Source organism: Mycobacterium tilburgii (assembly GCF_902168065.1).
In the GTDB taxonomy this organism is placed as follows: Bacteria; Actinomycetota; Actinomycetes; order Mycobacteriales; family Mycobacteriaceae; genus Mycobacterium; species Mycobacterium tilburgii.
The window spans coordinates 1-21,173 of sequence record NZ_LR655736.1 but is presented as its reverse complement, the minus strand read 5'-3'; the positions used below and the strand labels follow the sequence as shown (position 1 = coordinate 21,173).

At 66.7% G+C, this 21,173-nt stretch carries 20 protein-coding genes, 1 tRNA gene and 12 pseudogenes; 19 read left to right on the top strand and 14 right to left on the bottom strand.

Going from position 1 to position 21,173, the window contains the following annotated elements; genetic code table 11:
• The 5 genes and pseudogenes from FQ389_RS18245 to FQ389_RS15180 all read left to right on the top strand — a co-directional run.
• Window positions 1-127, top strand: a pseudogene (locus FQ389_RS18245) (S-(hydroxymethyl)mycothiol dehydrogenase); the annotation flags it as partial.
• A 204-nt stretch (window positions 128-331) separates the two neighbouring features.
• Window positions 332-442, top strand: coding sequence for a class I SAM-dependent methyltransferase (locus FQ389_RS20640; protein ID WP_260860824.1), 111 nt, complete (start codon window positions 332-334; stop codon window positions 440-442).
• A gap of 29 nt (window positions 443-471) precedes the next feature.
• Window positions 472-627, top strand: coding sequence for a hypothetical protein (locus FQ389_RS20635; protein ID WP_260860823.1), 156 nt, complete (start codon window positions 472-474; stop codon window positions 625-627).
• A complete protein-coding gene (locus tag FQ389_RS15185; RefSeq protein ID WP_144209119.1) occupies window positions 627-1,448 on the top strand; it encodes a serine hydrolase domain-containing protein in 822 nt (273 codons plus the stop codon). Before FQ389_RS20635 ends, FQ389_RS15185 begins: the two co-directional genes overlap by 1 nt.
• A 136-nt stretch (window positions 1,449-1,584) precedes the next feature.
• Window positions 1,585-2,097 (top strand): DUF3145 domain-containing protein, encoded by a 513-nt coding sequence (locus tag FQ389_RS15180; RefSeq protein WP_144209116.1) that lies wholly within the window; start codon window positions 1,585-1,587, stop codon window positions 2,095-2,097.
• Here FQ389_RS15180 and FQ389_RS23155 read toward each other — a convergent pair.
• The 3 pseudogenes from FQ389_RS23155 to FQ389_RS15165 all read right to left on the bottom strand — a co-directional run.
• Window positions 2,098-2,543, bottom strand: a pseudogene (locus FQ389_RS23155) (Rv2253/PknI dimerization domain-containing protein).
• Window positions 2,544-2,686: 143 nt separating this feature from the next.
• A pseudogene (locus FQ389_RS15170) lies at window positions 2,687-2,977 on the bottom strand (diacylglycerol kinase); the annotation flags it as partial.
• A gap of 68 nt (window positions 2,978-3,045) precedes the next feature.
• Window positions 3,046-3,155 (bottom strand): annotated as a pseudogene (locus FQ389_RS15165) (flavoprotein); the annotation flags it as partial.
• Between the two features lie 46 nt (window positions 3,156-3,201).
• Between FQ389_RS15165 and FQ389_RS15160 the strand changes: the two are divergent.
• The 3 pseudogenes from FQ389_RS15160 to FQ389_RS20620 all read left to right on the top strand — a co-directional run.
• Window positions 3,202-3,405: pseudogene (locus FQ389_RS15160) on the top strand (TetR/AcrR family transcriptional regulator); the annotation flags it as partial.
• Window positions 3,406-3,455: 50 nt separating this feature from the next.
• Window positions 3,456-3,611, top strand: a pseudogene (locus FQ389_RS20625) (glycerol-3-phosphate dehydrogenase); the annotation flags it as partial.
• A 1-nt stretch (window position 3,612) separates the two neighbouring features.
• Window positions 3,613-3,838 (top strand): annotated as a pseudogene (locus tag FQ389_RS20620) (MFS transporter); the annotation flags it as partial.
• A 62-nt stretch (window positions 3,839-3,900) separates the two neighbouring features.
• Here the strand turns inward: FQ389_RS20620 and FQ389_RS15145 are convergent.
• The 7 genes from FQ389_RS15145 to aceE form a co-directional block, all read right to left on the bottom strand.
• On the bottom strand, window positions 3,901-5,322 hold the full coding sequence (locus tag FQ389_RS15145) for an acyl-CoA carboxylase subunit beta (protein ID WP_144209113.1): 1,422 nt from the start codon (window positions 5,320-5,322) through the stop codon (window positions 3,901-3,903).
• Window positions 5,323-5,372: 50 nt separating this feature from the next.
• Entirely contained in the window at window positions 5,373-6,626 is a 1,254-nt protein-coding gene (gene kasB / locus FQ389_RS15140; RefSeq protein WP_186296460.1) for a 3-oxoacyl-ACP synthase KasB, read from the bottom strand.
• Between the two features lie 84 nt (window positions 6,627-6,710).
• Window positions 6,711-7,961 (bottom strand): 3-oxoacyl-ACP synthase KasA, encoded by a 1,251-nt coding sequence (kasA, locus tag FQ389_RS15135; RefSeq protein ID WP_144209107.1) that lies wholly within the window; start codon window positions 7,959-7,961, stop codon window positions 6,711-6,713.
• A complete protein-coding gene (gene acpM / locus FQ389_RS15130; protein WP_044506662.1) occupies window positions 7,958-8,305 on the bottom strand; it encodes a meromycolate extension acyl carrier protein AcpM in 348 nt (115 codons plus the stop codon). The genes kasA and acpM overlap by 4 nt, the downstream gene beginning before the upstream one ends.
• A gap of 79 nt (window positions 8,306-8,384) precedes the next feature.
• Entirely contained in the window at window positions 8,385-9,302 is a 918-nt protein-coding gene (locus FQ389_RS15125; protein WP_144209104.1) for an ACP S-malonyltransferase, read from the bottom strand.
• Between the two features lie 190 nt (window positions 9,303-9,492).
• Complete coding sequence (locus tag FQ389_RS15120; protein ID WP_144209100.1) at window positions 9,493-10,761, bottom strand: PucR family transcriptional regulator; 1,269 nt, start codon at window positions 10,759-10,761, stop codon at window positions 9,493-9,495.
• A gap of 172 nt (window positions 10,762-10,933) precedes the next feature.
• A complete protein-coding gene (gene aceE, locus FQ389_RS15115; RefSeq protein WP_144209097.1) occupies window positions 10,934-13,726 on the bottom strand; it encodes a pyruvate dehydrogenase (acetyl-transferring), homodimeric type in 2,793 nt (930 codons plus the stop codon).
• A gap of 174 nt (window positions 13,727-13,900) precedes the next feature.
• Between aceE and FQ389_RS15110 the strand changes: the two genes are divergently transcribed.
• From FQ389_RS15110 to FQ389_RS20615, 5 genes are all read left to right on the top strand, one after another.
• Window positions 13,901-14,479 carry a hypothetical protein gene (locus FQ389_RS15110; RefSeq protein WP_144209094.1) on the top strand — a complete coding sequence of 193 codons (579 nt, stop codon included), beginning with the start codon at window positions 13,901-13,903 and terminating at the stop codon, window positions 14,477-14,479.
• Window positions 14,480-14,565: 86 nt separating this feature from the next.
• Window positions 14,566-14,988: a DUF3052 domain-containing protein gene (locus FQ389_RS15105; RefSeq protein WP_144209091.1), complete on the top strand. Its 423-nt coding sequence runs from the start codon at window positions 14,566-14,568 to the stop codon at window positions 14,986-14,988.
• Entirely contained in the window at window positions 14,988-15,449 is a 462-nt protein-coding gene (locus tag FQ389_RS15100) for a peroxiredoxin (RefSeq protein ID WP_144209088.1), read from the top strand. Before FQ389_RS15105 ends, FQ389_RS15100 begins: the two co-directional genes overlap by 1 nt.
• A 57-nt stretch (window positions 15,450-15,506) precedes the next feature.
• Window positions 15,507-15,581: transfer RNA gene (locus FQ389_RS15095), tRNA-Val, on the top strand.
• Window positions 15,582-16,109: 528 nt separating this feature from the next.
• On the top strand, window positions 16,110-16,235 hold the full coding sequence (locus FQ389_RS20615) for an alpha/beta fold hydrolase (protein ID WP_260860821.1): 126 nt from the start codon (window positions 16,110-16,112) through the stop codon (window positions 16,233-16,235).
• Here FQ389_RS20615 and FQ389_RS15090 read toward each other — a convergent pair.
• On the bottom strand, window positions 16,232-16,669 hold the full coding sequence (locus FQ389_RS15090; protein ID WP_144209085.1) for an SHOCT domain-containing protein: 438 nt from the start codon (window positions 16,667-16,669) through the stop codon (window positions 16,232-16,234). The two genes, FQ389_RS20615 and FQ389_RS15090, sit on opposite strands and share 4 nt — an antisense overlap.
• 140 nt (window positions 16,670-16,809) lie before the next feature.
• Here FQ389_RS15090 and FQ389_RS15085 point away from each other — a divergent pair, with 140 nt between their 5' ends.
• A complete protein-coding gene (locus FQ389_RS15085; RefSeq protein WP_144209082.1) occupies window positions 16,810-17,118 on the top strand; it encodes a hypothetical protein in 309 nt (102 codons plus the stop codon).
• On the opposite strand, the gene FQ389_RS20610 is transcribed toward FQ389_RS15085, so the two are convergent.
• Window positions 17,085-17,252, bottom strand: a complete 168-nt coding sequence (locus FQ389_RS20610) for a PPE family protein (protein WP_260860820.1) — start codon at window positions 17,250-17,252, stop codon at window positions 17,085-17,087. The two genes, FQ389_RS15085 and FQ389_RS20610, sit on opposite strands and share 34 nt — an antisense overlap.
• Window positions 17,253-17,322: 70 nt before the next feature.
• Window positions 17,323-17,532 (bottom strand): annotated as a pseudogene (locus FQ389_RS20605) (PPE domain-containing protein); the annotation flags it as partial.
• Between the two features lie 301 nt (window positions 17,533-17,833).
• On the opposite strand from FQ389_RS20605, the pseudogene FQ389_RS22780 reads away from it, so the two are divergent.
• The 4 genes and pseudogenes from FQ389_RS22780 to FQ389_RS15065 form a co-directional block, all read left to right on the top strand.
• A pseudogene (locus FQ389_RS22780) lies at window positions 17,834-17,914 on the top strand (DNA-binding response regulator); the annotation flags it as partial.
• A 61-nt stretch (window positions 17,915-17,975) separates the two neighbouring features.
• A complete protein-coding gene (locus FQ389_RS15075; RefSeq protein ID WP_144209079.1) occupies window positions 17,976-18,437 on the top strand; it encodes a DUF4118 domain-containing protein in 462 nt (153 codons plus the stop codon).
• A 70-nt stretch (window positions 18,438-18,507) separates the two neighbouring features.
• The gene (locus FQ389_RS15070) at window positions 18,508-18,807 is read left to right on the top strand and encodes a DUF732 domain-containing protein (protein WP_144209076.1); all 300 of its coding nucleotides are present in this window, start codon (window positions 18,508-18,510) and stop codon (window positions 18,805-18,807) included.
• A 504-nt stretch (window positions 18,808-19,311) separates the two neighbouring features.
• Window positions 19,312-19,752: pseudogene (locus FQ389_RS15065) on the top strand (epoxide hydrolase family protein); the annotation flags it as partial.
• Window positions 19,753-19,801: 49 nt separating this feature from the next.
• On the opposite strand, the pseudogene FQ389_RS15060 reads toward FQ389_RS15065, so the two are convergent.
• A pseudogene (locus FQ389_RS15060) lies at window positions 19,802-20,266 on the bottom strand (oxygenase MpaB family protein); the annotation flags it as partial.
• A 220-nt stretch (window positions 20,267-20,486) separates the two neighbouring features.
• Here FQ389_RS15060 and FQ389_RS15055 point away from each other — a divergent pair.
• Window positions 20,487-21,173: pseudogene (locus tag FQ389_RS15055) on the top strand (CobD/CbiB family cobalamin biosynthesis protein); the annotation flags it as partial.

Sequence of the window (21,173 nt, the reverse complement as noted above, 5' to 3'; positions counted from 1 at the left end):
CGGGGCGTTCGCCGACAAGACGCTGGTCGCCGCCGGCCAGTGCACCAAGGTCAATTCCGAGGCCGACCCCGCGGTGGCCGGCCTGCTGGGCTGCGGCGTGATGGCCGGCATCGGCGCCGCGATCAACGTGATGGCACAAGCGTTTCCGGCCAACCGGTTCACCGGCATCGACTCCGATGCGCGATCGCCACCGGGGCCCGGGAGGCGGCGACGCTCGGGCTGTCGAACGCGGCGTTCGAAAGCCAGAATCTGACGGAGCTGAACCGGTCCGCGGCGTACGACGTGATCACCGTGTTCGACGCGATCCACGATCAGGCCCAGCCAGGCCCGGGTGCTGGAAAACATCTACCGGGCGTTGCGGCCGGGCGGGGTGCTGATGATGGCCGACATCAAGGTATCGAGCCGACTCGAGGACAATGTCGACGTCCCGATGAGCACTTAACCTGTAGATGACCTCGCTGATGCAACTGCATGACGGTGTCGCTGGCGCTGGACGGGGCGGGGTTGGGCACGGTCTGGGGGACGCAGCTGGCCGTCAAGATACTCGGCGACGCCGGCTTCGACGACGTCTGGGTGGGCGAGATCGAGTCCGACCCGATCAACAACTACTACATCGCTAGGAAGTGATGGCCGCTCTCGACCTCCTCGCCGATTGGCCGGTGGACAACGCCGCCGCCGCGGTCATCGGGCCCGCCGGGGTACTGGCGAGCTACGGCGACACCGAGCGGGTGTTCGCCCTGGCCTCGGTCACCAAACCGTTGGTCGCCCGGGCCGTGCAGGTCGCGATCGAAGAGGGCGCCGTCGAACTGGACACCCCGGCCGGCCCGCCCGGCTCGACGGTGCGCCACTTGCTGGCGCACGCGTCGGGCCTGGCGATGAAGTCCGACAAGGTGCAGACGCAACCCGGCACCCGGCGTATCTATTCGAACTACGGCTTCGGCGTGTTGGCCCAGACCGTCGAGCGAGAATCGGGCATCGAGTTCGGCCGTTATCTCACCGAGGCGGTGTGCGAGCCGCTGGGCATGACCGCGACCCGACTGGACGGCGGCGCCCAGCAGGCCGGGTTCGGCGCGAGTTCGACGGTGGCGGACATGGCGGCGTTCGCGGGCGACCTGCTGCACCCGAAGACGGTCTCGGCCGAAACCCACGCCGAGGCGACGACCGTGCAATTCCCCGGTCTGGACGGCGTGTTGCCCGGCTACGGCATGCAGTGCCCCAACGACTGGGGGCTGGGTTTCGAGATCCGGGACGCCAAATCGCCGCATTGGACGGGGTCGCACAACTCGCCGCGAACCTATGGTCATTTCGGTCAGGCGGGCGGTTTCATCTGGGCAGATCCCGCCGCGGAGCTGGTGCTGGTGGCGCTGACCGACCGCGATTTCGGCAAGTGGGCGCACGAGCCGTGGCGGGCGGTTGCCGACGCGGTGCTGCTCCAATACATCAAATAGCCATCAAGCACTAGCGCAACACAGGTATCACAGGGCACAATAGACCCGTACGAAAAACATTCAATCTAAGCATCCTGCTTCCGGTCCTCCAGGTCGTTGGGGAAGACGTCCCTCGTGGAACCGAAGGAGCATATAGATGCGTGCGTCGAGTCAATTCGCCGACGTGACGGCCGGTGTGGTGTACGTGCATGCTTCGCCTGCGGCGGTATGCCCTCATGTCGAGTGGGCGTTGTCGTCGACTCTGCAGTCCAAGGCCAACCTGGTCTGGACTCCGCAGCCGGCGATGCCGGGGCACCTGCGGGCCGTCACCAACTGGGTCGGTCCCGTCGGCACCGGCGCGCGGCTGGCCAACGCGCTGCGGTCCTGGTCGGTGTTGCGCTTTGAGGTCACCGAGGACCCGAGCCCCGGGGTCGACGGCCACCGCTTCTGCCACACCCCGCAGCTGGGCCTGTGGAGCGGATCGATGAGCGCTAACGGCGACGTCATCGTGGGCGAGATGCGGCTGCGGGCGATGATGGCCCAGGGCGCCGACTACCTGGCCGCCGAACTGGACTCGGTGCTGGGCACCGCCTGGGACGAGGCGCTCGAGGTGTACCGCGACGGCGGCGACGCCGGCGAAGTCACCTGGCTCAGCCGCGGCGTGGGCTAACTAAACAACTGGAGGGTTGGCCGGCGCGGCCGTCACCGGCATGTCGACGTTGCCCTGACACGCACCGCTGAGGATGTCGGTGTGAAAGACACCGGTCAACACTCCATTGGGGCCGGGTGTGTAGGCCGTGATCGATTTCGCCACGTCGTACTCGATGGTGCCGTCGCGCAGCAGGCAATCCCATTTGCAGGTCATCTCGCGCATCCATTGGGCACCGTTCCAGGTGAATTCCACGCCTGCGGCATGAATTGGTTCTTTGGTGGCGGCGGGTCGTTGACCGTGGCGGTGCAGACGTTGGCCACGCACTTCGAGGTGATCGAATAGCTGCCCCGGTGCGCGAATTCGGGTTGGCTGCCGCCATGCTGGTGCCGGTCATCGCGTTGGCCGACAAGGTGGCTGATACTGCCCGTTCCACAAAGGATCGGCCACCGCGGCGGTGGGGGCAAGCAACAGCGAGCCGGTAATGGTTGTCACGGCGACAACCGCGACAACCCGACACGGTTCCTCCTAGGTAGCGCTCCACGGCGTACGTCTGCCCGGATGTCGTCGTTGGTCGCCCCGTTTGTTACACCGTGCGTGGCCGCAGAATTTACAGCGCCCCGGGCACTGCCGAAATCTCGGCAGTGCCCGGGGCGCGAATTCCGCCGTCGGCGTAGACGTTGATGCCGGGGCACTCGACGTGGATCGTCTTCGCCCGCGCGGTGCGCACCTCGTCGAGGTGACGTGGGTGCCCTTCAGCACGGTGGGGAACAGGAGGACCAGCTTGGTCCGGGACGCGGTGTGCGCCATCGTGATGTCCAGCAGGCCGTCGGTGTAGTCGGCGTTGGCAGATCAGCAGGCCGCCACCGTAGCTTCTGGTGTTGCCGAACGCCGCGAGCGTGCAGCCAGGCGATGGCGACCTGCGCGGGCGTGCACCGCGGTGCCGTGCCCGGACAGGGGATCGGCGGTGAGTTCGTCGTCCGTCGAATCTTCAAGTCCGACAGCCTGTTTCAGTAACGACCGAATGCCGTCGAACAGCGGCTTGGCGCTGTCGGGATCCCCCATGCATTCCATTTCATCGGGGCAGAAGTGCCTCGGATCGCGTCATGCGTTACAGTATTACACATGCTGTCAATCAGTAACGCAAGATTGGATATGGGCGACCGGATCCTGGACGCGGCGGCCAGCTGCGTGGTCGATTTCGGGGTGGACCGGGTGACCCTCCAGCGCGGTGTTCACGGTCGGCCGACGGTGTACCGCCGCTGGCCGGATAGCCCGTCGATCGTGGCGGCGCTGCTGACCCAGCGCATCACCGACGTTATGCGGGAGGTGGCTCCAGCGAGACGTCGGCGGTGCGGCCCCCCACAGACCGGTGGACAGAGGGCATCGACGTGACCCGCGCGCCGAGTGTTCGAATACGCCGTCACGCACGAGGGCGCGCTCAACGTCGACGACATCGTCGACCGACCACCCGGATCGGCTTGGTCGCACGCAACCGCGACCGGGTGGTCGGCGTCGCCGAGGAGTTGCTGGCCGTCGATCTCCACCGTCGGCGGCGTCACGCCGCTGATCGCCCAGGCGCTGGTATCGGGTATCGGCAGCGCGATAGCGCCGGCCTACATGCTGATGTTCTCAGGGGTGATCGGCGTGGTGACACTGTGGTTCATGCCCGAGGTCGCCGGCAAGCCGTTGCCCGGGTCCGGTTCCGACCGTCGAAACCGAGGCGGAGGCACGGGAATTGGCCGAACGCGCGCAAGCATAACACAGGGACGGGTTTCGGTGTGGATCACGCCCTGGCGTTACGTTCGCGGCGCTACAGGGGTTTTACAGCGGGATGTTCTTGTGACAGCCGCGACGTGCCGGCGCCTCGGCCAATGCCTGGGTGAGCTTGCTGCGCGTGTGCGCGGGGTCGATCTTCTCGTCGACCACGCCGATCTCGATGGCGCTGTCCACACCGCCCGCGATCCGCTCGTGCTCGGCGGCCAACTCGTCGTGCAGCGCCTCGCGCTCGTGCTCGGGCGCGGCGGCCAGCTTGCGCTTGTGCAGGATGCCGACCGCGGCCTTCGCGCCCATCACCGCGACCTCCGCGTCCGGCCACGCGAACACCTTGGTGGCGTTCAGCGAGCGGGAGTTCATCGCAATGTAGGCCCCGCCATAGGTCTTTCGGGTGACCAGCGTGACCCGCGGCACGGTCGCCTCACCGAACGCGTGCAGCAGCTTGGCGCCGCGGCGCACCACGCCGCCCCACTCCTGGTCGACGCCCGGCAGGTAGCCCGGCACGTCGACGATCACGACCAGCGGAATCCCAAACGCGTCGCACAACCGCACGAAACGCGCTGCCTTCTCCGCGCTTTCGGAGTCCAGGCAGCCGCCCAGGCGCAACGGGTTGTTGGCCAGCACCCCGACGGTGCGGCCCGACAGCCTGCCCAATCCGACCACCATCGACGGCGCCCAGTTGCCTTGGAACTCGTCGAACGGGCTGTCATCGTCGAGGATCGCCGTCACGATCGGGTGCACGTCGTAGGCGCGACGCGGCGATTCGGGCAGCAGCGCGTGGATGTCGGTGTCCCCGGCCTCGGCCTTGCTCTTGTCGAAATGCCCTTGCTGGCAGAACAATCCGACCAACCGACGGCCACGGTCATAGGCGTCCAGCTCGTCCTCGGCGACGATGTGGCAGACTCCGGACTTCTTGTGGTGGGTTTCCGGTCCGCCCAGCGAGCACATGTCCACGTCCTCGCCGGTGACGCTGCGAACCACGTCCGGCCCGGTGACGAACACCCGGCTCTCCGGCGCCATCACGATGACGTCGGTCAGCGCCGGCCCGTAAGCGGCGCCGCCCGCGGCGAATCCGACCACCACCGAGATCTGCGGTATGTAGCCCGAAGCCCGGATCATCGCCTCGAACACCAAGCCCACCGCGTGCAGCGCCTTGACGCCCTCGGCCAGCCGGGCCCCACCCGAGTGCCAGACGCCCACAATCGGGCTCTGCTCTTCGAGCGCGGTGTCATAGGCGTTGACGATGTGCGAGCATCCCTCGATGCCCATCGCGCCGCCCATCACCGTGCCGTCGGTGCAGAAGGCAACGGTGCGAACGCCATTCACGGTGCCCGATGCGGCCAGCACACCGGAGCGGTCACGCTCGTGCAGCAACGCGACGCTGCCGTCGTCGAAGAAGGTGCTCAGACGCAGCAGAGGGTCGCGGGGGTCAAGTGACTCGCCAACCGCATCGGGGGCCATGAGTGTCATCGCAGGTCTCCTGTTTCCGGTGAACTCGGGCTCAATAACGCTGGGGTTTTTTAATACCGTCCAAAGGTGATCGCAACGTTGTGACCGCCGAATCCGAACGAGTTGTTGATCGCGAACCGATAGTTGCCGGGCCGCGGCTTACCCGCCACCACGTCCAAATCGATTTCTGGATCGAGGTTTTCCAGGTTCAATGTCGGCGGAATTAGCTGCTCCCGCAACGCGAGAACCGTCAAGATCGACTCCAGCGCACCGACCGCGCCCACCGAGTGGCCGAGGGCGGACTTGGGCGCGTACACCGCGGGGTGGTTGTTGCCCAAGGCCTTGTTGATGGCCTTGCTCTCGGCAAGGTCACCGACCTGGGTGCCGGTGGCGTGGGCGTTGATGTGGTCGATCTCGGCGGGGGTGATGCCGGCCAGCTGGATCGCCCGCGTCATCGCGTGCGCCGCACGTTCCCCGTTGGGATCCGGTGCCACCATGTGGAATCCGTCCGAGGTGACACTGGCCCCCATGATCCGGGCCAGGATGTTGGCGCCGCGGGCCTTCGCGTGCTCCTCGGTCTCGATGACCATCAGCGCGCCGGCCTCACCGAACACGAAACCGTCCCGGTCGCGGTCGAACGGGCGACACGCACCGGCGGGGTTGTCGTTGTTGGTCGACATCACGATGCGCATCGCGGCGAACGCCGCGATCGGTACCGCCTCGATCTGAGTCTCGACGCCACCGCAGATGGCGATGTCGGCCTCACCGAGCACGATCTGCTGCCAGGCCCGGGCGATACCCTCGTTACCCGACGCGCAGGCCGAAACCGGTGTCATCACACCAGCTTTGGCCTGCCGTTCCAGACCGACGGCCGCGGCCGCGCCGTTGGGCATGTATTTCTGCACGCCCAACGGGGAGACCGCCTTCATGCCACGTTCGCGCATGCCGTCGTAGCTGAACACCATCTCCTCGGACGAGCCCAGGCCGGTACCGATCGACACGGCCAACCGGTTGGTGTCGACCTCGGGCGAACCGGCGTTCTCCCATACCCGGCGGCCCAGGATGGTGGACATCCGCTGCAGATAACCGGTGCGACGCAGCTCGACGCGAGTGAGCTGACTGTCGAACTCCTCCACAAGGTGCCCGCCGATGCGCACCGGCAGGCCGAATTGCTCGACGAACGGGTCGGTGAGGGTACGGATTCCACTCTGGCCATCCAACAACAACTTCCAGGTTTCTTCCGCGTCAGGTGCCAGGGCAGTCGTCGCAGCGATGCCGGTGACGACCACGTTGGGGAATGCTTTCCCCGTAACCAGCTCTGTCATGGGTTTGGCGAACGTTCCTTCCGTATTCCACCCGGTTTCTCCGCGGGCCATCGGCGGCCCGCCTCGTCGCCGGACGTCGTGCTCTCAGTAACGCCCGAAGGCGAGGGCCACGTTGTGGCCGCCGAACCCGAATGAGTTGTTGATCGCGTACCGGAAGTCGCCGGAGCGAGGTTCGCCCGCAACGACATCCAGGTCGATCTCGGGATCGGGGATTTCGTAATTGAGGGTGGGTGGGATGACACCATCCCGCAGCGTCAACACGGTGAGCACCGACTCGAGCGCCCCGACCGCGCCGATGGAGTGCCCCAGTGCGGATTTCGGCGCGTACACGGCGGCCCGTTCGCATCCGGCAACCCGGATAGCGTTGGCCTCTGCGGTGTCGCCTATTGGCGTCGCCGTGCCGTGTGCATTCACGTGGTCAATGTCCTTGGCGGACAAGCCCGCCAACTCCAGCGACCGGGTCATTGCGCGACCGGCGCGCACACCGTCCGCCGCGGGCGCTACCATGTGGAAGGCGTCCGAGGTGATTCCGGCGCCCATCAGCCGGGCCAGCGGTTTGGCGCCACGTGCCTTGGCGTGCTCCTCGGTCTCGATGAGCATCAGGGCCCCAGCCTCGCCGAACACGAAGCCGTCGCGGTCCTTGTCGAACGGCCGCGACGCGCGCTCGGGCTCGTCGTTGCGCGTCGACATGGCCCGCATCATCGAGAACGCTGCGATGGGCAGCGCCTCGATCGGTCCCTCGACACCACCGCAGACCGCGACGTCCGCGTCACCCATGACGATCTGGCGCCACGCGTGCGCGATCGCCTCGGAGCCCGACGAACACGCCGACACCGGGGTGATGACCCCGGCCCGCGCCCCGAGTTCGAGTCCGACGACGGCGGCGGCTCCGTTGGGCATGATCATCTGAACGGCGAGCGGCGACACCTTGCGGGGGCCGCCCTCGTTCATCAGGTCATAGCTCTCGACGATCCGCTCGGCGCCACCCAGGCCGGTGCCAACGACGACGCTGAACCGGTCCGGGTCGAGCTCGGGGTTACCTACTGCCTCCCACAGTTGGCCACTGAGATACTTGGCCAGCCGCTGCACGTACGACATCCGTCGCAAGTCCAGCCGGCCCATGTGGTTGTCGATCGGCTCCTTGAGGTGCCCACCAATCTGGACCGGCAGCGCCCACTTGGTGACGAAATCGTCTTCGAGGACGCGGATGCCGCTCTCGCCGGCCAACAAGCCCTTCCACGTGCTCTCGATGTCCGGCGCGATCGATGTCGTCGCCGCGAGGGCGGTTACCACAACGCTGGGGTAACCGCCGTTAGCAGTGGAAGGTTTGGTCACTTGCTGTCCGCTTCCAGCCTGGCCTGGACGTTCGCCACGGCCTCGGGGTTCTCCGACTCGAGCTTCGCGCGCAGAGCCTGAGCAGCTTCGGGGTTCTCTTCCTCGAGCTTCTGGATGTAGGAGACGACGTCACCGACGGTGCGCAGGCCGGCAAGGTCCTCGTCCGGGATCTTCACGCCGTACTTGTCCTCGGTCTGAACGGCGATCTCCACCATCGACAGCGAGTCGATGTCCAGGTCGTCAACGAAAGACTTCTCCGGGGTGACCTCGGAGGGCTCGATACCGGTGACCTCTTCGATGATCTCGGCGATACCGGCGATGATTTCTTCCTGCGAAACGGCCACAGCCTCTACTTCCCTTCGTAATGTGTTGTGTGCAAATCGGATTGATGTGCTCTTATGTGGTTGTCCCGGCGAGCTGGCGTCAGATATCGGCCAGCCCGTCCAGGTCTGCGGGCGACTTGACGGCATGAACCGTCACCCCCCGAAGCTCGCGTTTGGCAATGCCGGCGAGCGTGCCCGCTGGCGGGAACTCCACGATCGCCTTGACGTCGTGCTCGGCCAGCGTCTTGGTGCACAGGTCCCACCGCACCGGCTGGGTCAGCTGGGCGACCAGCGTCTCCATCGCCGTGGCAGCCGTGGTGACCGGCTTGCCGTCGCGGTTGGACAGCAGGGTGGCGGTGGGCTCGGAGGTCGCGATCGCGGTGGCCGCGGCGGCGTAACCCTCCAGGGCGGAGGCCATGTACTTGGTGTGGAACGCGCCGGCCACACCGAGAGCGCGCACCCGCGCCTTGGCCGGCGGGTTCTCGGCAAGCTTTTCCAGCGCGGTCAGCGCGCCGGCGGCGACGATCTGTCCGGCGGCGTTGCGGTTCGCCGGGAACAGGTCGAGCTGCTCGAGCCGGGTCAGCACCTCGGCCTCGTCGCCGCCCAGCACCGCGGACATGCCGGTCGGCTCGGCGGCGCACGCCTTGGCCATCTCGGCGCCGCGGGTGGCGGCCAGCGCGACGGCGTCGTCGGCGGCCATGACACCGGCGATCGCGTAGGCAACGATCTCGCCGACGGAGTGGCCCGCCACGATGAAGTCCGCCGAGCCGTACCGGGCCAGCACGCCGCGCTTGGTCAGTTCCTGATGCGCAAGCAGGGTGGCCGCGACGACCAGGGGCTGGGTCACGGCGGTATCGGTGATCTCCTCCGTGGACGCGGTAGTGCCCAGTCGCACCAAGTCCAGGCCGCTGGCCTTCGACCACACAGCCAGCTGCTCAGCGGCGCCGGACAGTTCCAGCCACGGCGAGAGCATTCCCTCAGTCTGCGAACCCTGTCCGGGCGCGAGTAACGCAATCACGTGTCTAAGAGAACACTGTGGAAACAAATTTGGCGGGTGTAACAGATTATGAACCTCGTCTTAGGTTTTTGTGGGAACACTACAAAACTGCTCGACAAGCTACGTATTTGATATCGAGTCGCGATCTGTTGCCTGGATCATCGCGCCGACGGTGTCACAGTACCCGTTCTGACCGGCAGCGGAACCCCCGTTACCGGGTTGTTGCCGACCCCGGAGGGCGGTGTGGATAGTTGAGCTGGCCGACCGTCGCCGCCACCCGCAACACGTACGCGTCCCGCGGCTGGGTCGGATCGCGACCGGTGAAGTCGGTGATGCGCTTCAGCCGGTATCGGACCGTGTTTGGATGAACGAACAACTTGCGAGCGCACGCCTCTATAGCACCGCCACAATCCAAGTACGCGTCGAGGGTCTCGATCAGCGTCGGTCCGGCATCGGCCAAGGGGCCCATTACGTCGGTGTGCAGCGCCACGATGGCCGACGCGTCGCCCATCAGGGCGCGCTCCGGCAGCAGCTCGCGGGCCTGGACGGGCCGGGGCGCGCCGCGCCAACCGGCCACGGCGTTCATGCCCGAAATCGCCTCGCTGGCGCTGTGATACGCCGCCGTCAGCATCGGCGCGGTGGGTCCGATGACGACCGGGCCGTCGGCGAAGGCTTTCAACAGATCGCCCAGAAACTTGTCGGTCGGCGACAACTGCCCGGAGACGATGGCCACCAGCCAGGTGCCGTGCACGTCGGTCAGCGCGGCGCGCCCGTGCAGGGCGGCCGTGTCGCGGACGATCTGGCTGGCCCGTTCACTGGAGCCCTCGCCGTCGGTCTTGTCGCGGCCCGGGGCCGTCATCCCGACCACGACCGTGGCCGGGGCGGTGGTGTCCCAGTTCAGTGCGGCCGCCCGGGACAACAGCTCCGGGCCGGTGTCGCCGCGCACGACGGCGTCCACGACGCTGGCCTCCATGCGGCTGTCCCAGGTGCCGCGAGCCTCAGCCGCGTCGGCGTACTCACCGGCGAAGGTAAAGGCCAGGTCGCGGCTGTATTTCAGGATCCCCACCGTCAGCGCGGTCAACTGCTCCTCCGAGCGAGCCAGCAGCGGCACGACCTCCTCGAAGAACTCCATGGTCACCCGCACCATGTCCACGCTGTGCCGCAGCGCGATGCGTCGGGTCAGGTCCTGAGGCACCAGCTCGAAGGCCTGCGCGGTGTAGCTGACGTTGCTGTGCGGGTCGTGCATCCACTCTACGAAGTTCACCACCGCCGTCTGCACCACCAGCGCCACGCTGGCACGCTGAGACGCTTCCAGGTCGGCGAAGAACGGCAGCCGGTCCTGCATCGCGGACACGGCTTCGGTGGCCAGCCGGCCCGAGTATTGCTTCAGCCGCCGCAGCAGCGAATACGGCACCGAGTCCAGCAACTCCAGCGGCGACCGCGGCTTGGCGAACGGGCCAGCGAAGGGATTGTCGCTCACGCCTAAAATCTACGCCTGATTTCTGGAAGTTCCCACCAAAGCCGGCCTAGGATGGGCCGACGTGTGCAGCCGGCAGCCGCGAGCGTGACGTTGGCTTCACTCTCGGCGCCGACCGTGAAGCTAGCGTCACGTTCGGCGTGGGCGGCGCCATCGAACCGGGTGGGTAGCGGCGTCACGCCCCCGGGCCGGGATCGGAGGTCTGCTTCGGCGCGGCCAGCACGTCGTCGATCCGGTACTGGCGCGCTGCCGCGACCGGCACCGACGGGTCGATCTCGCCGTCACGTGCCAGCGCTTCGAGCACCGCCAACACCTGCGACTCGGCGTCGGTGTTGAAGTACCGTCGGGCCGCGGGCCGGGTGTCGGAGAAACCGAAGCCGTCGGTGCCCAGCGTGACGTAGGTGGCGGGCATCCACGGCCGGATCAACTCGGGCACCGCACGCATCCAGTCCGACACCGCGACCACCGGGCCGGTGATGCCGGACAGCGCCCGCGCCACGTAGGGCGGGTCGACGGGCTGATCGGGGTGCCGCAGCTGTTCACGCTGGGCGGCGACCCCGTCGCGGTTCAGTTCGCTCCAGCTCGTCACCGACCACACGTCAGCGGCGACATCCCACTCGGCGGCCAGCATGTCGGCCGCCTTCAACGCCGCTGGCACCGAGATGCCGGACGCCAGGATCTGCGCCTTGTTGGTGCGCTGCTCGGTGGCAGTGCGGAAACAGTACATACCGCGCAGCAGGCCCTCGGGGTCAAAGTTGTTCGGCTCCGGCGGCTGTACGTAGGGCTCGTTATACACCGTGATGTAGAAGTAGACGTTCTCCGGGTTCTCGCCGAACATCCGGGCCAGCCCGCTTTCGACGATGTAGGCGATCTCGAAGGCGAAGGCCGGGTCGTAAGCCACCACCGCAGTATTGGTCGCCGCCAACAGTAGCGAGTGACCGTCGGCGTGCTGCAGCCCCTCGCCGATCAGCGTGGTGCGGCCCGCGGTGGCGCCCAGCACGAAGCCGCGGGCCATCTGGTCGGCCGCCGCCCACAGGCTGTCGCCGGTGCGTTGGAACCCGAACATCGAGTAGAAGATGTAAATTGGGATCATCGGCTCGTTGTGCGTCGCATACGAGGTGCCCGCCGCGGTGAACGACGCCGTCGAACCCGCCTCGTTGATGCCCTCGTGCAAGATCTGGCCGACTTCGCTTTCCTTGTATGCCAACATCAATTCGGCGTCGACGGCGGTGTAGAGCTGGCCGTTACGGTTGTAGATCTTCAGCGACGGGAACCACGAGTCCATCCCGAACGTGCGGGCCTCGTCGGGAATGATCGGCACGATGCGCGGACCGATCTCCTTGTCGCGCAACACTTCCTTGAAGGTCCGTACGATCGCCATCGTGGTGGCGACCTCCTGCTGGCCCGACCCCTTCTTCAGCGGGGCATAGATGTCGCGCGGGGGCTGCTTGAGTGCCTTGGTCTTGGTGCGGCGCTCGGGTAGGAAGCCGCCGAGGGCGCGCCGCCGGTCCACCATGTAGCGGATCTCCGGGGCGTCGGGGCCGGGGTGGTAGTACGGCGGCAGGTAGGCGTCCTTTTCCAGCTGCGCGTCGCTGATCGGGATCCGCATCGAGTCGCGGAAGTCCTTGAGGTCTTGCAGCGCAAGCTTTTTCATCTGGTGGGTGGCGTTGCGGCCCTGGAAGTGCCCGCCCAGCGAATAGCCCTTGATGGTCTTGGCGAGGATCACTGTCGGCTGGCCCATGTGGTCGACGGCGGCCCGGTAGGCGGCGTAGACCTTGCGGTAGTCGTGGCCGCCGCGCTTGAGGTTCCAGATCTCGGCGTCGGTCATGCCCTCGACGAGCGCCTTGGTGCGCGGGTCGCGGCCGAAGAAGTGGTCGCGGACGTAGGCGCCGTTGTTGGCCTTGTAGGTCTGGTAGTCGCCGTCGGGCGTGGTGTTCATCAGGTTCACCAGCGCGCCGTCGCGGTCGGCGTGCAGCAGCGCGTCCCACTCGCGGCCCCAGACCACTTTGATGACGTTCCAGCCGGCGCCGCGGAAGAACGACTCCAGCTCCTGGATGATCTTGCCGTTGCCGCGCACCGGCCCGTCGAGACGCTGCAGGTTGCAGTTGATCACGAAGGTCAGGTTGTCCAACGCCTCGTTGGCGGCCACCTGGATCAGCCCGCGGCTCTCCGGCTCGTCCATCTCGCCGTCGCCGAGGAACGCCCAGACGTGCTGATCGGAGGTGTCCTTGATGCCGCGGTCATGCAGGTAGTGGTTGAACCGGGCCTGATAGATGGCGTTCATCGGCCCCAGGCCCATCGACACCGTCGGGAACTCCCAGAACTCCGGCATCAACCGGGGGTGCGGGTATGAGGGCAACCCGCCGCCGGGGTGGCTGTGTTCCTGCCGGAACCCGTCGAGCTGGTCGGCGCTCAACCGGCCTTCCAGGAAGGCGCGTGCGTAGATCCCCGGCGACGCGTGGCCCTGGATAAAGATCTGGTCGCCGCCGCCGGGATGCGCCTTGCCGCGGAAGAAGTGGTTGAAGCCGACCTCATACAGCGCCGCTGACGACGCATACGTCGAAATGTGGCCGCCCACACCGATTCCCGGGCGTTGCGCGCGGTGCACCATAATGGCGGCGTTCCAGCGAATCCAGGCCCGGTAGCGGCGTTCGACGTCCTCGTCACCGGGGAACCACGGCTCCAGCTCGGTGGGGATGGTGTTGACGTAGTCGGTCGACGTCAGCGCCGGGATGGCCACCCGTTGTTCACCGGCGCGTTCGAGTAACCGCAACATCAGGTACCGAGCGCGCGCCGGACCCGAACGTTCGAGCAGGTCGTCGAAGGACTCCAGCCACTCCGATGTCTCCTCGGGATCGATGTCGGGCAGGTACGACGCCACGCCCTCGCGGATGACCCAAACGCGATCGGGTTTGCTTCCATTGTTTGGGGTTTTAGCCAGATCGTGGCGGGCGAACTCGGTCGTCAATTTCCGCTCCTGTTGTCGGCGGTATGGCCTGTGGGTGTTGGTCTTTCTATCGTGCCGTACCGGCGCTTCGGGTGGGTAGGCGCGACCCGTTCCGACGACGAAGGTTCACCTGCCGACACGCAACGTCGGTGACTACAGGGCGTCAGCAACCGCCAGCCGGTAACGTCACAACCTGTGCTCACCGGATGGAGAGTCGTCCCTCGCACGCAGGGGGGGGAGTTGCCCAAACGGGGCGCGCTGGCGCTCGGGTGCACCGCAGCCGTGCTGATGGGCATCGTCGGATGCACCACCGTCACCAATGGCACCGCGACGCCGGACACCAAGGTGGCGCCGGCCTACCGGCAGTCGGTGTCCGCCTCGATCGCGACGTCAAGCATCCGCGAATCCCAGCGGCAACAGTCGCTGACCACCAAGGCGGTGCGCAGCAGCTGCGATTCGCTGGCTACCACGAGCAAGGAAGCGATCGACAAGGTGAACGCCTACGTGGGGGCGTTCAACGGCGGTCGCAGCACCGGCCCGTTCGAGGGGCCGGCGATCGATGCGCTCAACAACAGCGCTTCGACGGTGAGCAACAGCTTCAACGACGCCCTGTCCGCCCAGTTGAAGGACGCGTTCAACGCCTACGTCGACGCGGCGCACGGGGTGGCCAACGCGATCGGCACCCACGCCGGGACCGGCGAATTCAACCGGCGGGTCGATCAGCTCAACGACACCAAGACCAAGGCGCTGAAATTGTGTCTGGCATCGTTCTGAGCCGGGAGTGTGACGGAGTTATGGCTGTGCGACGATAATCCCCAAATCGCATGGCGCGACGGTTGTGCTGTTAAGGAGGCTCCACGGTGGTCGCGGCGGATGACGCCTCGAACTACGCTCGCAAACTGGGCGTCCAACGAGACCAGGTTATCCAGGAGTTCGGGTGGGACGAGGACACCGACGACAACATTCGCGCCGCGGTTGAGGAAGCCTGCGGCTCCGAGTTACTCGACGAAGACACCGACGAGGTGGTCGATGTCGTTTTGCTGTGGTGGCGCGATGGCGACGGCGATCTGGTGGACACGCTTATGGATGTCATCAGCCCGCTGGCCGAGGACGGCGTGATCTGGGTGTTGACCCCCAAGACCGGCAAGCCCGGCCACGTCCTGCCCGCCGAAATCGCCGAGGCGGCGCCGACCGCCGGCCTGATGCCGACGTCGTCGGTCAACCTCGGGGATTGGAGCGCCAGCCGCCTGGTGCAGCCGAAGTCCCGCGCCGGGAAGCGTTGATGCTGCCGGTCGGAACCACGGCCCCGGATTTCACCCTGCGCGACCAGAACCGGCAGCCCGTCGCGCTGAGCGCCTTTCGCGGCGCCAAGAACGTCCTGCTGGTGTTCTTCCCGTTGGCGTTCACCAAGATCTGCCAGGGGGAGCTGGACCAGCTGCGCGATCAGCTGCCGCAGTTCGACAACGACGACAGTGCGGCGCTGGCGATTTCGGTCGGGCCGCCGCCCACCCACAAGGTGTGGGCCGGCCAGAGCGGGTTCACGTTTCCGGTGCTGTCGGACTTCTGGCCGCACGGCGCGGTCAGTCAGGCGTTCGGGGTCTTCAACGAGCACGCCGGTTATCCCAATCGCGGCACCTTCGTCGTCGACCGGTCCGGAATCATCCGGTTCGCCGAGATGAAGGAGCCCGGCGAGGCCCGCGATCAACAACTCTGGATCGACGCGCTGCAGTCCTTGCGAGTCTGAGAGTTTGGGCTCCCGGCCACCGGGCGTGTAGCATGCGGCGGATCCGATTGCTTTTAGGGGCGCGTAGCTCAGTGGTAGAGCTCTGGTTTTACACACCAGCGGTCGGCGGTTCGATACCGTCCGCGCCCACCAGCGCAATCTCAGTAGATTGCCGCAACATTAGGTGTCACACTGTCGCCGTGACTGCGGAAAACCGCTATTGGTCCTGCTGCATCCGGCGACGAGCTCCGGGCGCGTGTGGCGGGAGCTGCAGCCTATGCTGTCCGGCTACCACGGCCCGCCGCGGGCGGGCGGCCTCCGTCTGCGCTTTCTGGCCGGGCGGACTTGGTCGGACAATCACGGTGCTGCTGCTCGCCGGGTGCATCGGCTGATTCGCTTAGGCGAGTGTGACGGTTCGGCTGTTGAATCCCGTGGCACCGTTGCTGCTCAAACCTGCTGCGGGCCGCCGTATCGTATTGCGTAACTTCATGTGTCACGGCGAGCAGCTCAGCGCTGCGCGGGCACACGAGCTGTATTTTGCCGACCCGATGGGTTGCACGATCATGGCCGACGCGGCGGGTTGGGACGACGCCGCCGAACCCCTGGATCCGCTGCCGTGCCCAATCACGTTGGCGTGGGCCGAATTCACCGACTTGTCCCCGGGTCGAACCATATGGACGGATGGCGCGCGAATTGCTCCCCGGCGCGACGTGGACCGTGCTGTCCGGCGTCGGCCACAATCCCATGTTCGACGATCCGGCTCTGGTCGCTAGGACGATCCTGGCGGTCACCGGCGCCGCCGGCTAGCCGCTGCGCGGCAGGTCTTCGCCCGAATCCGCCTCGCCCCACGATCGGCGTCCCAGGAGACGTTGCTTCTGCTCGGTGAATTCTTCTTCGTTCAGAATTCCGCAGTCGCGCAGCGTGCCGAGTTCGCGCAGCGTGCCGAGTTCGCGCAGCGTGCCGAGTTCGCGCAGTAGGTCAGCGAGTTCGTGCATTTCGGCGGTGACCCCGGGGGTACGGGCGCTCGACGGCGGCCGTACCCCCGGGGTCAAGCGCAGCGCCCGTCCCGGTGCGCGCGTCCGCCCGGACCGGCGCCCGGCGGCGCTTGCCAGTGACATTTCACCGATCAACGTCCCCGGGTCAGCGGACAGCGCCGCGCGAGCAACGCCGACGCCGGTGGACGGCACCCTCTCCACGGTCAGCTTGAAAGTCGGCGCCGCGACAGCCCAGGCAGGCGGCACGGGACAACGCCCCGACCGAGACGGCGCGACCCAAACCCGCTGAGCCCGCAGACCGCATCCCAGCCAGACCCCGCAAATGACCCAGCACCCGATGCTCCATGCCGACCATCTGACCGCTGAACGCACCCAGGTCACTGTAAATGTTCTGGGCAAGACTCAAGATCTCCGTATCGCCGTCCGATGCGGACGCCCACGCCCCGGACGCTGTGCTCAGCTCCGAGAGTCCCAAACCCAAACTAGCGGGTTCGAGCGCGGTCGAAGGCGACACCAGGCCCAAGTTCTGCAAAGTCGGCAGGATGCCGGTCGCCGACGAGGCGACCGGCGGTGAGGTGGCCGTGGCGTGCGCGATGGCGGTGGCCTGGCCACCCATCCCGGCGGCATGGGCGGCGCCGTGCGGTGGCCGGCGTGAACGGGTTCAGGTCGCGGCCGACGCCGACACGGCCGCATAGGTGTACATCGCGGTCGCATCCTGGGCCCACATCTCGGCGTACTGGCTCTCGGTGGTCGCAATCGCCGCGATGTTCAGCCCGAAGAAGTTCGTGGCCACTTGCGTCATCAACAGGGCACGGTTGGCCGCGATCATGCGGTGGGGGAACCGTTGCCGCGAAGGCGGCCTCGTAGGAGGCCGCCGCCTTGGGCTGGTCGGCGTTCGGCTGGTCCTGCGCCGCGGTGGTACCCAGCCAGGCCGCATACGCGTCGGTTGTGGCGGCTATCGCCGTAGCCGCGGAGCCCAACCACGGTCCAGCGGTGAGCTCCGAGGTCGTCGCCGTGTACGCGGAAGCCGCCGCGTCCAGCTCCTCGGCCAGGCCGTCCCAGACTGCCGCGGCGGTCAGCATCCACCCCGGCCCGGGATCCGCATACATGCGTGCGTAATTCACCTCCGGCGGGAGCATTACAAAATCAATTTTGAGACAATCTCCTAACTAATTATGGCAGAGTGAGGGGACTGGCCGCGCTGACTTAATAGGATAGAAAATGATTGCGCTGCTTACCATCCGCCGCCATCTTCGTCGCTCCTCGAAATCATGGCTCGCAACCATACCTTTCCATGCGTGTGCTGATCGAGCGTGACCGCTTCGCCAAACATCAAGCGCGCGACTACATTGCTCTCTTGCTGGACTCTACCGGTAGGAGTGCGCAATCTTGCGCATCGCGCCCCTGGTAAAACATGTTCGTCATTTCCACGAAACATCCGACGATCACCGACGTGTTCGTGCGGTCATCACTTTCCTCGAGGCACGTTGACGGATGTGAGCTGTAGCAGTGAAAGAAACTAAGCGTTGACCATTGGCCTGGGTTGGGCCGGATGCTGCTGTCGGGGACGCTGTCGCCCGCGCTGGCAGGGCTCGCGGTGGCGATCGGCTGCATCGCGGTGGAGACCGCGGTGGTGCTGCTACTGAGAAAGCTCGCCCCGGACAACGCCTTCGGCGTGCTCTATTTGATCGCCATTCTGATCGTCGCCGCATGCAGGGGGCCTGCGCTGACGGTTGCTACCGCGGCACTGAGCGTCGTCGCCTACAACTCCTTTCGGAGCTGGCCGGACTACGGCATGACGGTGACCCAGCCGCAGTCGTGGACGGTGCTGTTCGTCTTCTGCTGTAGTATGTTGGGTATGGGTGAGTTTCCCTCGATCAGCACTAAACTTCTGAGCGGCGGCAACGGCGTCTGCGTGAAGGGGGCTTATTGCCGATGTCTTCTGAGAGAGACGGATCTGGAGGCCGCGCAAAAACGTTTTAGCGTGGCGCGCATAAAACACGGCCGCAGATGATCACACTTGCGGTATACGTGATTAACTGAAGTCCGTTCGGGACGGGCCCTTGCAGAATGGAAGTCCACTTATGTTCACTGGCATTTCCAGGTTAATGGGCATTACCTGCCACCTTCGCATTCCGGTTGCTGCCATTGTGTTGCTGAGCGGCCCCGCCTTTTTGGTCGACGGCGTAGCCGCGGCCGACCCCAGCGACGATCACTTTCTGGATCTGCTCAATGATCAAGGTATCCCCACCATGGAGAGCGTGCCCAGTCTGATCGGCATGGCGCACAAAGTATATCACACGCTGGATAGCGGTATGTCGGCCCGCCACGTGGTCGACGCGCTGGTCGACTACCCGGTCAGCAACGATCCAGAGCCAGCGTGATTACGCTCCCCGGCCGCCTGGTACGCACCGAAGCGCGGTTCGTCTTCGCCTCCGTCGGGGCCTATTGCCCGCACAACCGATACAAACTCGCCGGCCTCGTCACCTGCCCCACCTCAGCCCAGCTCGCGATGGACCGAGCCGACCCACTCGGCGGGCCTCGACGTCCGCCTCGCGGGTTTCCATCACTTTGGCGCCGGACCTGCAGCAGCGCCCGCCACGCTGAGCGGGACGATTTTCCCCGCCGGCATCGCCGATCCGACCCCGCCGGACATCACCGAACCACCGTCGGTGGTGCACCTCGAGGCACGGCTGCTGCCTGTCGTGAAACCGCCCCGACCGCAACGCCGGCGCGGCCGCAACAGGTACCGGCACCAGCAGCTGCTGCCGCCACTACCCGCGCCGCACCGCCCGCGCCGCCCAAGGCGCCGGGATACGTCCGGCTCGCGCCCTGACCCGTGCACCGACGACGAGGTGCCTGTCGGCGGGTCCGTCGCCGACGGCACTATGGGGTGCGTGAAGCCGTTTCGAATCGACGTTCCCGACGATGTGCTCGACGATCTGCGGTCGCGCCTCGCGCGCACTCGATGGCCCGAGGCCGAAACCGTCGACGGCTGGAGCCAGGGCATGCCGGTGGCCTACACCCGCGGGCTGGCCGACTATTGGGCCCACCAATTTGACTGGCGTTCCGTGAAGCCGCGCTGAACCGCGCTTCGACCAGTTCGTCACCGACATCGACGGCTGGACATCCATTTCATTCATCAGCGCTCCCCGCACCAGCACGCTTTTCCACTGGTGATCACCCACGGCTGGCCCGGCTCAATCGTGGAGTTCCACAAGGTGATCGAGCCGCCGACGAATCCGGCCTCCGGACGCGCCGAGGACGCCTTCCACGTCGTGTGCCCGTCGCTTCCCGGGTACGGCTTCTCCGGCAAGCCCAGCCGGACCGGCTGGGGAGTGGAAAAGACCGCCGAGGCCTGGGAGCAGCTGATGGTGCGTCGAACGCCACCCGGTCCGGCGGCCACGTCCGCTCGGGCACCTGCAGCGTGGTGCCCAGCCGCTTGGCATCCTGATACACCGCGTCGGCGCTGGCCTCGTCGAGCGGGCCGTGCAGGCACTCGTGCTGGTCGACGAAGTAGCGGTACAGGCAGGCCGCCACCCACAGCTGCAGCTTGAGGTCGAAGGCGTGGTAGGACACCGGGCTGGACGACGTCGACCGCACCTGGCGATGCGCGACGTCGACCGCCTCATCATTGCGGTCCGCGTCGGTGCCGGCGGTCGCCACCGTGAGATAGGTACCGGTGGTGCGGGCCCGCTTGAACGGGTGCTTGTAGACGTTGCCGCTGTCCACCGGGCTCTCCAGCACGCCGTAGCCCACGCCCGGCAGAGACAGCTGCATGATCACGTTCACCGCAGGCAGCAGCGGTGCCAGGTCAGCGACCCGAGTTGCCGGCCGCTTCATCGCGCTCGTTGCCCCATGAGGATCGAGTATGACCACGAATTGACCGCCCACACGTGAGTTGCGCCGGAAAAGTGGGCAGACTCGATCGCATGGGCACACTCGACACGTCGGTACTGCTACGGTGGGTGCTGGGCACCATCGCCGTCGTGGCCGCGGTAATGCTCGCGGCGTCGCTGGCCTAGCGGGGCCGGCCGCCGCACGCATGTGAGACGCTGCCGAGGTGCGTGCGAGCCGAGTCCAGATCGTCGGCGTGCTGGCCGGTTGCTTGGCCGATCTCGCGCTGGGGGACCCGCACCGAGGGCATCCGCTCTGGTCGATCGCCGCCTCCGCCGCCGGTACCTGGGTGGCGCTGGGCGGGGACCTCGCTGGCGCGCACCGGCCGGCAGATGGCGCAGCTGTTGGACCGCGACGATGTTGAGGGCGCGCGACGGCTGCTGCCGTCTCTGTGTGGACGCGACCCTGCCCGGCTGGACCGCGCGGGGTTGGCCCGGGCGGCGCTGGAATCCGTCGCCGAGAACACCTCCGACGCCCAGGTGGCGCCGCTGCTGTGGGCAAGCGCGGGTGGGGTGCGCGGCGTGCTGGTCTACCGCGCGATCAACACCCTGGACGCGATGATCGGCCATTGCTCACCTCGCTATCTCCGATTCGGTTGGGCGGCAGCACGATTGGACGACGTGGCCAACTACGCCGCGGCCCGGCTGACTGCGGCGCTGGTGGTGGGCTGCGCGCCGCTGGTCGGCGGGGTGTCGTCGGCGGCCGCTCGCGCCTGGCGCCGCGAAGCGGCCCGCCATCCCAGCCCGAACGCCGGCGTCGTCGAGGCGGCGTTCGCCGGCGCGCTGGGTGTGCGCTCGGCGGGCCCACGCACTATCACCACGAGCTGCAGATCCGCCCCACCCTCGGCGACGGG